Origin of the sequence: Shewanella sp. SW1 (assembly GCF_025653545.1) — a bacterium.
Taxonomy (GTDB): domain Bacteria; phylum Pseudomonadota; class Gammaproteobacteria; order Enterobacterales; family Shewanellaceae; genus Shewanella; species Shewanella oncorhynchi.
The window spans coordinates 106,562-122,253 of the sequence record NZ_JAKKSG010000018.1; the positions used below are offsets into that span (position 1 = coordinate 106,562).

Below are 15,692 nucleotides of genomic sequence, written 5' to 3' on the forward strand. Positions count from 1 at the left end.
GACCTGAATTAATTCCAAGCCGCGTTTTTAGCACCACGATAAGCCACACGCTCACGGAAGATGCTTGAAACCACTTCGGCATCACCCGCTAACAGGGCTTTAGTAGCACACAGTTCTGCACACATAGGTAGTTTGCCTTCGGCAATACGGTTTGAACCGTATTTTTGGCGCTCTGCATCTGAGTGGTTTTCTTCTGGGCCACCGGCACAGAAGGTACATTTATCCATCTTACCGCGGCTACCAAAGGCACCTTTTTTCGGGAACTGAGGTGCGCCAAATGGACAGGCGTACAGGCAGTAACCGCAACCAATACAGGCATCTTTGTCGTGTAACACTATGCCGTCGTCGGTTCTGTAGAAGCAGTTTGCTGGGCAAACTGCCATACAAGGTGCATCAGAGCAATGCATACAGGCGACAGAGATTGAGGCTTCACCACGTTGACCATCGTTGATCGTCACTACGCGGCGGCGTTGGATACCCCACTCGAGAGCGGAGTCGTTTTCGTTTTTACAGGCAGTGACACAACCGTTACATTCGATGCAGCGCTTGGTATCACACAAAAATTTCATTGTAGCCATAATGGCAATTCTCCTAGCTTAAGCTGCACTTACGCTTTAACAATCTGACAGAGTGATGCCTTGGTTTCCTGCATTTGTGTCACAGGGTCATAACCATAGGTCAGCGCAGTGTTACAAGATTCACCAATAACGTAAGGCACTGTTCCATCTGGATAATTAGGCGCTAAACTTTCTCCGTGCATCACACCCGCAAAGTGATATGGCATAAAGGTAACGCCGGGTTTTACCCTTGGGGTAACCATGGCTTGTACCTTAATACGGCCACCTTCGGCGCCTTCTAACCAGACGTCTTCACCGTTACGAATGCCGCGATCGGCAGCGTCGGCAGGGCTTATCTCAACGAACATTTCCTGTTGAAGTTCAGCCAGCCAAGGGTTGGAGCGAGATTCTTCACCACCACCTTCGTATTCAACCAGACGACCCGATGTCAGTACCAACGGGTACTTGCCGCTCATGTCTTTGTCTTGGATAGACTTATACAGCGTAGGGAGACGGTGTACTTGCATGTCGTCATAGGTTGGGTATTTCGCCACTAAGTCACGACGTGCTGTGTATAACGGTTCACGGTGCACAGGGACTTGGTCAGGGAAAGTCCAAACAATACAACGAGCTTTAGCATTACCAAAGGGGATACAACCGTGCTTGATCGCCACGCGCACTATGCCGCCTGACAAATCTGTTTTCCAGTTTTTACCTTCGGCTTCCGCTTTTTCCTCTGCCGTCAGATCATCCCACCAACCCAATTGTTTGAGCATATCGGCAGTAAATTCTGGGTAACCGTCTTGAATTTCAGCGCCTTTAGAATAAGTGCCATCGGCTAAAATGCTTTGACCCTTATATTCAACACCGTAACGGGCGCGGAAGTTACCACCGCCGTCTTTAACGTGTTTGGCTTGGTTATAGAGGATTTGAGTGCCAGGGTGTTTAGCTTCTGGCGTGCCCCAACATGGCCAAGGTAAACCGTAGGTTTCGCCTTTAGCTGGGCCGCCTGCGGCTTCCAACGTCTTGTTGCTGAAAGTGCCCCAGTTTTGGGTGTGTAACTTGATACGCTCAGGGCTTTGACCTGTCATACCGATAGTCCACATACCGCGGTTGATTTCACGGGTGATTTCTTCAATCACAGGTAAACCATTTTCAATCGCGATGCGTTTAGTGTACTGCTCGGCAATACCCAGTTTTTGGGCCAAACGGTACATGATTTCGATGTCGGTTTTAGACTCGAACAGCGGCTCGATGACTTGCTCACGCCACTGGATAGAACGGCCTGAGTTAGATACTGAACCGTGAGTCTCAAACTGAGTTGCCGCAGGCAGTAGATATACGCCATTCTTACGACGGTGCATAACACCTGCCATCGTTGGGTATGGGTCGACAACGACGACTGTGTCCATCTTGTCTAAGGCATCACGCACTTCACGTTGACGGGTTTCAGTGTTGACCGATTGTCCCCAGAAAAACGCCATACGGATATTATCTTTCTGCGCTAATTTGCTCTTATCTTCTAACACACCATCGTGCCAACGAGAACAAGGGATACCCGGTGTCGTCATTGGATCTTTGCCAAGGTAGGCTGTTTGATCGAAACGACCTTTCACCCATGCCATGTCCAGATCCCAAACATGGGTCCAGTGACTCCATGCTGCTGAGGTCAAACCGTAGTAACCGGGTAAGTTATCAAATAACAAACCTAAGTCAGTTGCGCCTTGTACGTTATCGTGGCCACGGAAAATGTTAGTGCCGCCGCCTGAAACGCCCATGTTGCCCAGTGCTAATTGCAGAATACAATAAGCGCGAGTGTTGGCATTACCCACGTGGTGTTGAGTTCCACCCATACACCAAATCACAGTGCCAGGACGGTTATCAGCCATTAATTTAGCCGCTTGATAAACCTCGGCTTCGCTCACGCCAGTGATGTTTTCGACTTCTTTAGGTGGGAACTTCTTCACTTCAGCACGGATACTTTCCATCTCGAAAACGCGGTGCTTGATAAAGGTTTTATCTTCCCAACCATTTTCAAAAATGTGCCATAACATACCGTAAATAAAAGGAATGTCAGTGCCTGGGCGAATTGCACAATGCAAGTCTGAATGCGCTGCAGTGCGAGAGAAACGTGGGTCAACGACGATGATTTTGGCGTTGTTTCTTTCTTTAGCGATCAGAATATGTTGCATCGAAACGGGATGCGCTTCTGCTGGGTTTGCCCCGATCAGGAAGATGGCATGAGCATTCTGGATATCGTTGAAAGAGTTCGTTTGCGCACCGTAGCCCCAAGTGTTAGCAACACCGGCTACCGTGGTAGAGTGACAAATACGAGCTGAATGGTCGACGTTGTTTGTGCCCCACATAGCCGCTAACTTGCGGTACATGTAACAACCTTCGTTAGAAAACTTAGCGCTACCCATGAAGTACACTGAGTCTGGGCCAGATTCTTTACGAATGTTGAGCATTTGGTCGCCCACTTCGTTAATAGCATCTTCCCAAGAGATTTTTTTCCACTTGCCATCAACCAATTTCATTGGATATTTCAGGCGTTTTTCACCATGACCATGTTCACGCAGTGCAGCACCTTTCGCGCAGTGACCGCCAGCGTTGAATGGGTGGTCAAATGCGGGTTCTTGGCCCGTCCACACACCATTTTGTACTTCGGCATACAGGCCACAACCGACGGCGCAGGCACTACAAATAGTACGTTTGATTTCGATTGGCGCATCATGCGGTACTTCTTTGGCTTCGACACGACGCATCATGCCTGTGCCCATCAGAGATGCTGCGGCAATACCACCAGTAGCGATACCTGCGTGCTTCATAAATTGACGACGGCTGATGCCTAACGCCGGTTTGTCTGCCACTGTGGCAACATTAGACTTGCGAGTTAACTTCATCGCTGACTTCTCCTAGATTAGCTGCGCAAGCTATCGTAATAGCTGCTGATATGCGCAGTTTCGTGGTAACCCTTTGACTCTTTAGTGGTTACCTTGCTGCTCTCGCTGACCTGTGCCACGCTCATGCCGGTTGCGGCAATGGCGGCACCCGCTACGCTGCCGACGGTGAGCGCTTTGAGCAAAGATCGGCGAGATAAATCGCTGGGTTGCTGCTTCATGCTGACTCCTGAAATTAGGGTTTAGTTTTTGAGATCGCACGGCTTTTTGTGGGGTTCATCTTGTTATCAAAAAGTGAAGATTAGCGGCGGAAAAGATAATGAAATCATCTTGTTTACCATCAATCATCGCGCGTGACGGCAATATAGTAGGAAAGGGTTGAGTAGGAATTGATCTAGGACAGTTTGCAGCCCTGAAATCGGCGGCCGTTCTCTTAAAGCGTTAACTCGCTCATAGTTTAGTGAACTACTAGGGAAGAGGGCGTTGGCGGATTTTTGTATCTCGCTGTTTCAGTTGTTAATTTTTTGTACTGTTGAATTAATGCGAGGGGTATCAGTGCGAATAAAAAACACCCCGCGAGGCGGGGTGTTTTGAGGATGTAAAAGCTGCGGTTTAACTTAGTCTTTATACTTTAAGCTGCCGTTGGCTTTGATTTCGTCATACCAGAGATTATGGTGTTGGATTGCCCAGTTTTCATCACAATAGCCTGACTTCATACACTCCATACCGCCTTCGCTCAGTACGGTCGCCATCCAAATATGCACTATAGTAAAGGCAATCAAGATAATGGCGCTGATAGAGTGGATCAGCAGCGCGCCCATAGAGGCTTCGCGGGGTAAATCTAAGCCTGGTAATACCAACATGATGCCAGATACGCTGATGAATAAACCAAACAACATCAGGGTCCAGAACCACATTTTTTCACCGGCGTTAGCGAAACCACTGTCAGGGTGCTTACCTTTGAACGGGCCAAAGTTGATATAACCACCTACCACTAAAAACCATTTCAAATCATACATCTTGAAGGTTTGTAACGGCATCCATTTCACCACACATACAGCCCAAGCCGCGATAAAAATGGGACCTGCCCAATCGTGGATTGTTTTGCTGCCATAGATCAATGGCGCCCAAAGGTCGGGGCCTAACATTGGCTGTATGACATGCTTACCTAACATTATGGTTAGACCGGTAAACATCAGTGCCAGACAGCTGCTCGCCATGATCCAATGGATCCACAGATCCGCCTTTGACCAGCGCGAAACCATCTTGCCTGAAAAGCCATGACTCAGTTTTGATGGACCATTCACCAGATAAAATAATAAGAAAGCACCAAACACACCTACCACGGCTAGCGCCATGACTGGGGTTAAGTATTCATTTCTCAGTTCTTTACCTTGGTTACCGGCAACGTTAATCAACACCCCAGTATCTATCCCTTTGGCAGTGGTATAGCCGGCATCGCCTGCTTTTACTGCTCGCCAAAGATCGGCATCGCTGGTTTGCGCTTTCGCCTGTTGTTGACTCGATTGCTGATCACTTGCGTGTACTGGGTTTGAGCTCATGACTGAACCTAATCCCAATCCCATGACGAGCACCAACAGAGCAAACAGACTGCGCAGTGATTTGTTTAACTGTTTGTTTAACATTTTCACTCCTTGCCAGAGGTTAGGGATTTCTCCCTAACCCTCGCTCTGCTTAGTTAATCTCACCTGTCTTGGGGTTGTAACCCCAAATCACGTTAGGATTGCCTCGAGAGGCCATACGTTGACGGTAAATGTTTGATACCACTTCCGCATCACCTGCGAGCAGCGCTTTAGTAGAACAAAGCTCTGCACACATAGGTAACTTGCCCTCAGCAATACGGTTGGCACCGTATTTTTTACGCTCGGCTTCGGAGAAGGTTTCTTCTGGGCCACCGGCACAGAAAGTACACTTGTCCATCTTGCCACGACTACCAAAGGCAGTCTTTTTCGGGAATTGCGGTGCACCAAATGGACAAGCATAGAAGCAATAACCACAACCGATACAAGTATCTTTGTTGTGTAGCACTATGCCGTCTTCGGTGCGGTAGAAACAATCTGCCGGACATACGGCCATGCAGGGAGCATCAGTACAGTGCATACAAGCCACTGAAATTGAGGCTTCGCCAGGTAGACCATCGTTGATCGTCACCACGCGGCGACGTTGAATTCCCCACTCGAGAGCGGAGTCGTTTTCGTTCTTACATGCAGTGACGCAACCGTTACACTCGATGCAGCGCTTGGTGTCACACAGAAATTTCATGACTGCCATAATGGCTTATCTCCTCATCAAGTAGGTTAGGCTTTGCTGATTTGGCATAGGCTGGACTTAGTTTCTTGCATCTGAGTCACAACGTCGTAGCCATAAGTTAAAATAGTGTTTGCAGATTCGCCTATCACGTAAGGCACAGTGCCTTCTGGATAGTTTTTCGCTAGGCTTTCGCCTTCAAACACCCCAGCAAAGTGGTATGGCATAAAACATTCACCGGCAATAACGCGCGGTGTCACCATAGCCTTAACCGTGATTTTGGCGCCTTCTGGACCATGAACAAAAACATTGTCACCGTCGCGAATACCGCGATCCGCTGCATCAGCAGGGTTCATTTCGATGAACATTTCTTGTTGTAGTTCAGCTAACCAAGGGTTAGAACGGGATTCTTCACCACCACCTTCATATTCCACTAGGCGGCCTGATGTGAGTGCCAATGGGAAGTCTTTAGCAAAATCCTTGTCTTGAATTGACTTATACAGTGTCGGTAAGCGTGCAACCATACGATCTTCGTATGTGGGGTATTTAGCGACTAAGTCACGACGAGGCGTGTAAAGTGGTTCGCGGTGGCGTGGAATATCGTCTGGGAATGTCCATACAATACAACGAGCTTTGGCGTTACCGTAAGGGATACAGCCGTGCTTGATAGCAACACGTTGGATACCGCCGGAAATGTCAGTTTTCCAGTTTTTGCCTTCGGCGTGTTTTTTCTCGTTTTCGGTCAGGTCATCCCACCAACCTAATTGCTTAAGCATATCGGCGGTAAATTCAGGATAGCCATCTTGGATCTCACTGCCTTTAGAGTAAGTACCTTCGGCAAGAATATTATTGCCTTCATGTTCCACACCATAGCGAGCACGGAAGTTACCGCCACCGTCTTTCACATGTTTGGCTTCGTTATACAGAATCTGGGTACCAGGATGTTTCATCTCTGGTGTGCCCCAACAAGGCCAAGGTAAGCCGTAGGTTTCGCCTTTGGCTGGACCGCCAGGGGCTTCTAGGCTGTCAGCATCAAAAGTACCCCAGTTTTCTTGGTGCATTTTTAAACGCTCTGGGCTTTGTCCGGTATAACCGATAGTCCACATACCTGTGTTAAATTCGCGGGTAATATCTTCAATCAAAGGCTCTTCACCATTGACTTTAATATGCTTGAATAGCTCTTTATCTATACCCACTTTTTTGGCGAGTTTGTACATGATCACATGATCAGGCAGGGATTCGAACAGGGGTTCTATGACCTTAGAACGCCATTGTACTGAGCGGTTAGTCGCAGAGATTGAACCGTAGGTTTCAAACTGGGTTGCCGCAGGAAGTAAATAAACCCCATCTTGACGTTGGTGCATAACACCCGCCATGGTTGGGAATGGATCGACAACGACGACGGTGTCCATTTTGTTTAAGGCTTCACGCACTTCACGGCCACGGGTTTCAGTGTTGACCGATTGTCCCCAGAAGAACGCCAGACGAATATTGTCTTTTTGCGCTATCTTGGTTTTATCTTCTAACACGCCATCGTGCCAGCGCGAACAAGGAATACCCGCAGAGGTTTGCGGTTTTTGTCCTAGATATTCGCCTTGATCGAAACGGCTCGCTACCCAATTAGGGTCGAGATCCCACACATTATTCCAATGGGCCCAAGCGCCAGTCGTTAAACCGTAGTAACCCGGTAAGTTATCAAATAACAAACCAAAGTCGGTTGCGCCTTGCACGTTATCATGGCCACGGAAAATGTTAGTGCCGCCGCCAGGTACACCCATGTTGCCAAGTGCTAACTGTAAAAGACAGTAGGAGCGAGTGTTCGAGTTACCCACGTGATGCTGAGTACCACCCATACACCAAATAATGGTGCCGGGTTTGGTTTCAGCCATCATTTTGGCGACGCGGTACATCTGCGCTTTTGGTACACCCGCAACCAGTTCAACTTCTTCTGGGGGGTATTTTTTCACTTCTTCGCGGATACGATCCATGCCATAGACACGGTGTTTGATAAACTCTTTATCTTCCCAGCCGTTTTCAAATATGTGCCATAACAGGCCATAAATGAAGGGGATGTCTGTGCCAGGACGGATATGCACGTACTCGTCAGATTTCGCTGCAGTACGGGTGAAACGTGGATCAACAACGATGATTTTGGCACCGCGTTCTTTACCAATCAAAATATGCTGCATGGCAACAGGATGCGCTTCACTGGGGTTTGCCCCAATAAACATGATGCACTTAGAGTTGCGAATATCGTTGATTGAGTTGGTTTGCGCACCGTAGCCCCAAGTGTTAGCAACACCGGCTACCGTGGTAGAGTGACAAATACGTGCAGAATGGTCGACGTTGTTCGTACCCCACAGTGCCGCAAATTTGCGATATAAATAAGCTTGTTCGTTAGAGAACTTAGCGCTACCCATAAAGTAGACTGAATCTGGGCCTGACTCTTGACGAATTGAAGCCATTTTATCGCCGACTTCATTAATCGCTTGATCCCAAGAGATCTTTTTCCATTTTCCGCCTTCTAACTTCATGGGGTATTTCAGGCGTTTTTCGCCGTGACCATGTTCACGCAGTGCAGCACCTTTCGCACAGTGACCGCCAGCGTTGAACGGGTGATCGAATGCGGGTTCTTGACCCGTCCATACACCATTTTGTACTTCTGCATACACACCACAACCTACGGCACAGTGAGAACAGATGGTACGTTTGACTTCGGTGGGAACATTATGGCCAATATCTTCTTGGGCCTGTGCTTTACGCATCATGCCTGTGCCAAGCATGGACGCCGCAGCGATCCCTCCTGTGGCAAGACTTGCCGATTTTAAGAATTGACGACGATTGAGACCCAGTGCTGGCGCTTTAGCTTCGACAACCTGGTCTGTTTTGCGGGTTAATCGCATCACACACTCTCCTCTATTTTAGTTTTAAAGCGACGCATAATAGCTACGAATATGGTCGGTTTCGCGGTAGTTCTCACTTTTAGGCTCTGTGGTCGCTGCCGTTTTTGTCGAAGCTAACGCTTGACTACTCACCGTGACCACTGCGCCTGCCGCACTGCCGAGTGCCAATGCTTTAAGCAATTGACGACGGCCCATGTCGGAAGCTGGCTTCTTCATAGTGTCTCCTTGTGTTACTGGATAAGGTGGTACAAACGGCTACCACCTCGGTTATTGTGGAAGCCTAAGCTTCCGTTATTGTTGCTAAGGTGAACATTAATCTCACCTTCGTAGTTTGAACTCATCTCTAACATTTACATTTAGCACGCACATGCCGCGCTATCACTCAGTTTAGTCTTAGTTCATTAACTCTACTGGTTTTGCTAAATCGCTGGTGGCTGGCTGTAAGTCTGCGCTGCCTGGGCAATTGACTGGAATATCTAAGCTTAATTGCTCAAAAGCACTGGCTTCCATTGCAAAAAAAGCTTTTGCTAGCTGTGCAACCGTGGCGTAAAACGCCGCACTTGGCGCTTTGGCTAAATTGTCGCAAAAACGGCCAATCCAGCTGCCGATATGGCGTTGGTAAAAAGCCAATTGGCGATAACTTGGCGCTTCTAAAATCAGGGTTCCCATCACTTCACACAGGGCTGCAACGTGATCTTCGGGTTCCTTGACGTTGTCTTCGCGTTCAAACCCTAGTTGCATTAAGTCTTGGCGTAGCAATGCCAGTGGTTTATCCATCAATGAGCCCGTCATAAACCAGCTGCCGTAGGGCAGGATCTCACCGCAACCTACACCGAGGAAGAGGGCAAAATACTCGTCTTCTAGTTGTGCGCTGTTGAACTGCTGTGCGGCGAGTTGGAGTGATAACCAAGCTTTAGTCATCTCGTTGTCTTCATTGGCATCAATTTCAAGATTGGCCAAAAAGTGTAGCAGTTCAGGGCTTGGCTGACGGCGCAATAGGGCGGCTAACAGTTGATAGATATCGGCTCTCAACTGATCGTTTTCTGAAACTTGTCTTACTGATTCGGTCATAGCGGATCTCTTATCGCAGTTGCTTTTCAGGATCTTGAAGAATGTCTTCAAACATGTCTTTTACCCGGCAGTCTCCACACATTTTCAAGCGTTCAATATTGGCAGAAAATGCGCTGTGCGCGCCGACCATATCCAGCATCCGATGCACCATAGATTGGGTCGCAAAAGGAGAGCCGCAGCGAATACATTCGAAGGGGGCTTCTTCTTTCAGGGTGTGTTGTTGCTGACGGGCAGCTTTATCAAAGTTAATTTGTGGCGTAAGGCTTATCACTTTTTCAGGACACGCTGCCTCACATAAACCGCATTGCACGCAGTTTTGCTCGATGAAGTGTAGTGCAGGTTTGTCGCCACCATCTTGTAATGCCATCGTGGGACAAATTGCCACGCAGGACATGCACATAGTGCACTTTTCGACATTCACGCTGACTTTGCCAAAGGGAATGTTGTTGAGGCTAAGGCAAGTATCGATTTCACCCGCTTGGCTATTGAGGTGATCTATCGCTTCAAATAGCGTATTGCGTTTAGTGGTTGAAGCAAATGCAGCGGGCACGATCACGGGCCAATCTAAGCTGATATCGAGCATCGCATCTAAATCGGCAAGCATGTTTGGGTCGATGAGGCTGATACGTTGCGGCTGGCCCATCTCATCTAAAATACTGTTGGCTAACGAAAGCTCGCCTTTAAGCATTTGTGTAAGAGTTGGCGCCGTGGCGTCGGTATTGAGGATCAGCACTTGGCGTGCGCCCCATGCGAGTACCGACAGCCAATGATCTAAGCTAGCAACAGTAATTTCTTCTAGGGCGACGGGGATAATATCACCCGCTAGATCGTCGGTAATAAAGTCGGCGCCGACGGCATTATCGTGGAACAAAATCACCGGTGCGGTTTGGGCTTGCTCGCGGAAACGACTAACGACTTTGTTCAGATATGAATGTAAAGCCTGCGGCGTCGGTAAATCGTAACTGATGGCACCCGTTGGGCAAGCGCTGGTACAACTGCCCGCGCCGTGGCAAAGGTATGGGTCGATTTCAATTTTCTTCGCCACGCTACTAATCGCATCGGCTGGGCAAAAGTTAAGGCAACGATTACAACCATTGATGCCATTGCGGTCATGGGCACAAATATCTGGGTTGATTTTGACGTAGCGAGGCTTGTCGAATTGGCCGACGAGATCGGGAATTTGAGCGAGGGCATCTTCGAGTTTCTCAGTGTCTTGACCGACATAGAAATAACCGGGTGGCAGCATTTCTAAGTTCAAACAAGCTGTGCTGCTCAAATCGAGCACGATATCGAAATGGGGTTTACGAATCGACACTAAACTGAGTTCGGCCGCGCCATCTTGATGTTCAACACTGACTTGGAATTGGCCTAAAAAGCCTTTTACGCCAATGAGTTTGTTGTAGTAACTTTCGACATCGGTTGCCGCCGCCATCACACGCTCAAGGTGCGCTTCGTCTTGGCTGGTAATGGCTTCATTGGCTAAAATCACGCGATGGGCCATAGTGGACAATTTGTCCGCGGCGAGGCGAGCCAGATCTTCTGGGCCGATAATAAGGACATTGCCTTCGGTGGTGTAGCTGACGGTTGGCGGGATCAGATTCTGCAACATCTGAGTTTGCGCTAACACCTGTTGCCGCGCTTGTTTTAACGCTTCTTGGGTTTGATTGGTCATCAAATGAGTGCTCACATTGCGTTCCTGAACAGTACTTTGGCTGTTTCTTGTTTTACTGTATCTGGGCAGATTTAGGCGGCTGGTAATAAGTAAGTCATTGCCTTTTCTGCTTTTATCTAAGCTTTTTTATGCCTTAGTACAGCAATTCACATACCAAAGTTACGGACATTAAAATTAGCTAAACTGACGTTAAACAACTCGGGTTTGGACCTGAGCCGAGGGCTCTGGTGCATTTTGGGGTAGGTCATCAATCTCCCCATCCAAATTGTCCGCTATCGGCTCTGCTGCCAATTCGGTGTCGACTGCTTGAGTCGTGGTTTCGCTTACATCAAGACTAGCGGATGGATTAGTTTCTGCAGCTTGTTTAGCTAAGGTTAATTCTTCATCCGGCGTTTCGCTGTCTTTGGTGATGTAGCGGAAGACTTTTTGCGCTAATTCTGCTGAAACTTCGGCGCTGAGTTTGGGCTGATTACTGTAATCGAGCGCATATTCCAAAAGCCCATCTATCTCGTTGAAATGCGGTTGTTTCCACAGCGCTCTCAGTGCCGCAGATTTCGCCGCCGGATCAACATTCGCGCCCATAAAACTCGCAAAGCTACCGCCAATTTCAATTTCGTCAGGATTAGGTAAATCCGCCGCAGTGAGCATGCGATTCGGATCGTCATGCTCGGCAGTATTAGGTTCAATGGCTGACTCTGTGGGTTGAAGCTGCTCAACTGCCATAGTGGGCTCGGTTACGATGGTCTCCTGAGGTGTGATTTCCCCGTCAGCTCGCGCTTCCTCTGCTGCAACTTGTTCGCGCCGTTGGTTCCAGCGACTCAGTAGCCCGCCTGTTTTTTGTATGGATTCAGCCATTAGTCCCTCCGCAATGGATCGTGACTCGGGCCTTGATTATTACGGCCATCGACATGTTTACGGCGATGAGCGGCAATTTCGACTTCACCATATTGGGTGATAAAGGCTTCAATCCAACAAGCGATAGCTTTTGGCATCAATAAGTTGAGGACAGGGGTATTGCCCTCAAGACAACCCGCCGCGACATTCTGATCCGCCGATAATGCCGCCGGTATCCAAGTGCCATCGGCCGTTTCATCACATACTAAATACAGCATGGCGTTATCTAAATCGAGATTGAGGCGATAGCTGGCGCGTTCGTCTTTGTGCAGTTCGAGTAGCACTAAGGTTGCATCGTCTGGGGCTTGATGGGTGGCGGGAAGTAGGTGATCAATTTCCCATTGTACTGAGGTCCAGCGGCCAACTTGCTTCTCTACTTTCTTGAGTGAAACGTACATAGGCCAAACACTAGTTGTATGTTGCATTGTCTCTCCGTCTCAGCCGTGTTGATGGACAAACCGTAGAGTGAACGGTTCGGTTTTACCAACAAATTGCGATAAAAGGTCACTGCAATATTGGTGCCAGTAAACATAGTGGATTAGTTTGAGCTAGATCATCAAAAACACCCTATAAATTGGACATTTTGTCCAGTGCAGGATTTTGTTTGGGACATAAAAGGGCTAATGAAAAATCAGCATTGCGGCAGATCACGCATTTAACCCCAATTTTTATGTCTAGGTATAAATATTGCTATGCTCTGGCCATGACTCGTTAAGCGGTAACATTATGATCTCTGAAAATATCACTATTCCTGATAACAACATGAGCACAGATAGCGAAATAGCGGCAGCCAATCCTTCTCAAAAAACTCAGCATCAGTGTTCTTTTGTGAGAACTCAAGTGGAAGTACCGCTAACCATTGCTGTAAAAGCAGTGAATGAAGCCGGGGAAGTGTTGGATAAATTTGTCGCCTGCGAACGTCCGCTTACCGTGTATTTGAACTGGCGACCAATAGTGACACTTATGACCCTAGGGGCGAAACCTGAGTCACTGGCGTTAGGTTATCTTAAGAACCAAGGCTTTATTTCGGATGTCAGTCTATTGGACTCGGTTATTGTCGATTGGGATGTTAGTTCTGCAGCCGTGGTTACCCGTGAACAAACCGCCGATCTGGATGAGAAACTCTCCGAAAAAACGGTGACATCAGGCTGTGGTCAAGGCACGGTTTATGGCAGTTTTATGCAAGATTTAGACGGCATCAATTTACCAACGCCAAGTCTTAAGCAAAGCACCCTTTATAGCTTATTGAAAAATATCAACGAATATAATGAAACCTATAAAAATGCGGGTGCTGTACACGGTTGTGGCTTGTGCGAAGACGATAAAATTATGGCTTTCGTCGAGGATGTTGGCCGTCATAATGCCGTAGATACTTTGGCTGGGGATATGTGGCTGACTCAGGATCGCGGCGATAATAAGATATTTTATACCACTGGCCGCTTAACTTCGGAAATGGTGATTAAAGTCGCCAAAATGGGGATCCCTATATTGCTATCACGCAGTGGCGTGACTCAGATGGGCTTAGCACTAGCGCAGCAGTTGGGTATTACTATTATTGCCCGCGCTAAAGGTCGTCACTTTTTGGTGTACCACGGTAGTGAAAATCTGCAGTTTGATGCCAATACGGCTCCTTAGCCTCAAGTAAGCTAAGACTTACATGCAGTAACGAAGAATAAGACAAGGAAACAAGATGACGTCTGCCAGTGAATTGGTCTACATGAGCGCGAAGCAAGTGGCTGAGTATTTAGATCTTAATGAGAAAAAAGTCTACGCCATGGCTAATGACAGAATTCTCCCCGCCACTAAAATCACCGGTAAATGGCTATTTCCGAAAGTGTTAATCGACCGTTGGGTAATGGATTCTTGCCACAGTGGCATGCTGACCGACCGTTTATTGATCACTGGTAGTGACGATCCACTATTATCTATGCTGGTGGCGCGTTTGATGGCGCAAGTTGGTAGCCGTGAGTTGATAAGCTACAGCGCAACAGGTTCACGCTTAGGGTTAGAGTTGCTTGCTAAAGGTTATGCCGATGTGTGCACCTTACACTGGGGTAGCATGGAGGATAGAAATATTCGCCACCCAGCTTTACTTAAAGGTTATAACAACCATCAACAATGGATCATGGTGCATGGTTACTCCCGTCAGCAAGGGTTGATCATGCGTGCCGATATGCACCACAGATGCCAAGAAGAAGATAAAGTCGTGAACTTGCCTTGGCGTTGGGTGAGTCGTCAGGGGGGCGCAGGTAGCCAACAGCACTTAGAGCATTGGTTGTTAAAGCAAGGTGCTCGCTTAGATCAACTTAATGTTGTGCTAACTGCCTATAGTGAACGCGAGTTGGCGGGTTATATCGCTAGGGGGGATGCCGATATTGGTTTTGGTTGTCAATCTGTGGCTTTGGAAAGTGGTTTAAGTTTCGTGCCGCTGATTAAAGAGTCTTTTGATTTCGTTATGCCGCAAAGCATTTACTTCCGTCGTCAACTTCAACAACTTTTTACTATGTTGGCGAGCGGTCACTCGAGGCAAATGGCGGCACTACTTGGTGGCTATGATCTTACAGACTGCGGACAATTGCTATGGAGTGCGAGCTAATCCACTCAACTCGGTAATGGATTAAGGTGAATAGAGTTGAATGGTCTCTAAACTACTTATTACTGCTACTACTATATGCTGATATCTAATGTAGCCAGCTGCTAACGAATAAGTATCAAAGAGACCCTCTTTATATTGCTGATTACGTTGTTTCGACTTTCTATGGTGGGTTGATGGGAGGCAACTACTATATATAGGTAAAGTATCTTCATCGCCAAATACACTCAGAGTGTCTTCTTCTTTTGTTCCCCGTCATTCTCCCATAAACGACTCCATATAAAAGTGGAAGGTGAGATATTCCGGTTCGAGCAGCCGTTATTCTCATTTAAATCTGATAGCACTCATGCTCATGATCCCTTTGTCTTGATACTGTACGCTGGTTATCAATTGGGCCAAATTACAGATAAAGCGCTATTTTGTGGATAACTTTGGGGGTAAGTGGTGGATATGGTGTGGCTAGATTGGATAATTAGAATTAACTGCAAATTTCCTTAAAATAGGGGTTGCACAAAAAGTTTCACTGCCTATAATGCGCATCCACTGACACGGCAGGCAGCGAAAGCCAGCTGACGAGTTAAGTTRAATTGAGTCGCTTTTAAGCACTTAATTCAATCGTAGCAAGAAGTTGTAAAAACTCCTTGACGCGAAACGGGAAATGCGTAAAATACGCAGCCCTAGCCAACTGGAAGCGTTCGACGCTCAGTGTGGTACTCACCTTCTCTTACGAGGTTGAGTTGCTCTTTAACAAGATAAAACAAGAAATCTGTGTGGACACTCACAGGTGTTGAGTTAATCGAAACTGCTTAGCCTTCGGGTTGGCAGTCAAAAATT

Annotated in this window: 13 protein-coding genes; 2 read left to right on the forward strand and 11 right to left on the reverse strand. The window is 47.6% G+C overall.

The genetic code is table 11. The features are described from left to right. Positions 1-8: 8 nt before the first annotated feature. The 11 genes from fdh3B (L5M71_RS16565) to L5M71_RS16615 form a co-directional block, all read right to left on the reverse strand. Positions 9-578 (reverse strand): formate dehydrogenase FDH3 subunit beta, encoded by a 570-nt coding sequence (gene fdh3B, locus L5M71_RS16565; protein ID WP_105250558.1) that lies wholly within the window; start codon positions 576-578, stop codon positions 9-11. 29 nt (positions 579-607) lie between these two features. Then, positions 608-3,460 carry a molybdopterin-dependent oxidoreductase gene (locus tag L5M71_RS16570; RefSeq protein WP_263208772.1) on the reverse strand — a complete coding sequence of 951 codons (2,853 nt, stop codon included), beginning with the start codon at positions 3,458-3,460 and terminating at the stop codon, positions 608-610. Between the two features lie 17 nt (positions 3,461-3,477). Continuing rightward, the gene (locus L5M71_RS16575; RefSeq protein ID WP_105250556.1) at positions 3,478-3,678 is read right to left on the reverse strand and encodes a twin-arginine translocation signal domain-containing protein; all 201 of its coding nucleotides are present in this window, start codon (positions 3,676-3,678) and stop codon (positions 3,478-3,480) included. 396 nt (positions 3,679-4,074) lie between these two features. Next, positions 4,075-5,103 (reverse strand): formate dehydrogenase subunit gamma, encoded by a 1,029-nt coding sequence (locus L5M71_RS16580; protein ID WP_113940318.1) that lies wholly within the window; start codon positions 5,101-5,103, stop codon positions 4,075-4,077. A gap of 49 nt (positions 5,104-5,152) precedes the next feature. Then, positions 5,153-5,749 (reverse strand): formate dehydrogenase FDH3 subunit beta, encoded by a 597-nt coding sequence (gene fdh3B / locus L5M71_RS16585; RefSeq protein WP_006083566.1) that lies wholly within the window; start codon positions 5,747-5,749, stop codon positions 5,153-5,155. 26 nt (positions 5,750-5,775) lie between these two features. Next, positions 5,776-8,628, reverse strand: a complete 2,853-nt coding sequence (locus L5M71_RS16590; protein ID WP_219251898.1) for a formate dehydrogenase subunit alpha — start codon at positions 8,626-8,628, stop codon at positions 5,776-5,778. Between the two features lie 24 nt (positions 8,629-8,652). Further along, positions 8,653-8,844 (reverse strand): twin-arginine translocation signal domain-containing protein, encoded by a 192-nt coding sequence (locus L5M71_RS16595; protein ID WP_113940320.1) that lies wholly within the window; start codon positions 8,842-8,844, stop codon positions 8,653-8,655. Positions 8,845-9,021: 177 nt separating this feature from the next. Continuing rightward, positions 9,022-9,699, reverse strand: a complete 678-nt coding sequence (locus tag L5M71_RS16600) for a molecular chaperone (RefSeq protein ID WP_113940321.1) — start codon at positions 9,697-9,699, stop codon at positions 9,022-9,024. A gap of 10 nt (positions 9,700-9,709) precedes the next feature. Beyond that, complete coding sequence (locus L5M71_RS16605; protein WP_263208780.1) at positions 9,710-11,371, reverse strand: 4Fe-4S binding protein; 1,662 nt, start codon at positions 11,369-11,371, stop codon at positions 9,710-9,712. A 189-nt stretch (positions 11,372-11,560) separates the two neighbouring features. Continuing rightward, a complete protein-coding gene (locus L5M71_RS16610; RefSeq protein WP_263208774.1) occupies positions 11,561-12,226 on the reverse strand; it encodes a DUF3306 domain-containing protein in 666 nt (221 codons plus the stop codon). Continuing rightward, complete coding sequence (locus tag L5M71_RS16615; RefSeq protein WP_105250549.1) at positions 12,226-12,690, reverse strand: DUF3305 domain-containing protein; 465 nt, start codon at positions 12,688-12,690, stop codon at positions 12,226-12,228. The genes L5M71_RS16610 and L5M71_RS16615 overlap by 1 nt, the downstream gene beginning before the upstream one ends. 337 nt (positions 12,691-13,027) lie before the next feature. On the opposite strand from L5M71_RS16615, the gene L5M71_RS16620 reads away from it, so the two are divergent. Together L5M71_RS16620 and L5M71_RS16625 are read left to right on the forward strand one after the other, a co-directional pair. Next, positions 13,028-13,900 (forward strand): formate dehydrogenase accessory sulfurtransferase FdhD, encoded by an 873-nt coding sequence (locus L5M71_RS16620; RefSeq protein ID WP_113940335.1) that lies wholly within the window; start codon positions 13,028-13,030, stop codon positions 13,898-13,900. Positions 13,901-13,955: 55 nt separating this feature from the next. Continuing rightward, entirely contained in the window at positions 13,956-14,861 is a 906-nt protein-coding gene (locus L5M71_RS16625; protein ID WP_006083558.1) for a helix-turn-helix transcriptional regulator, read from the forward strand. The last annotated feature ends 831 nt before the right edge of the window (positions 14,862-15,692 follow it).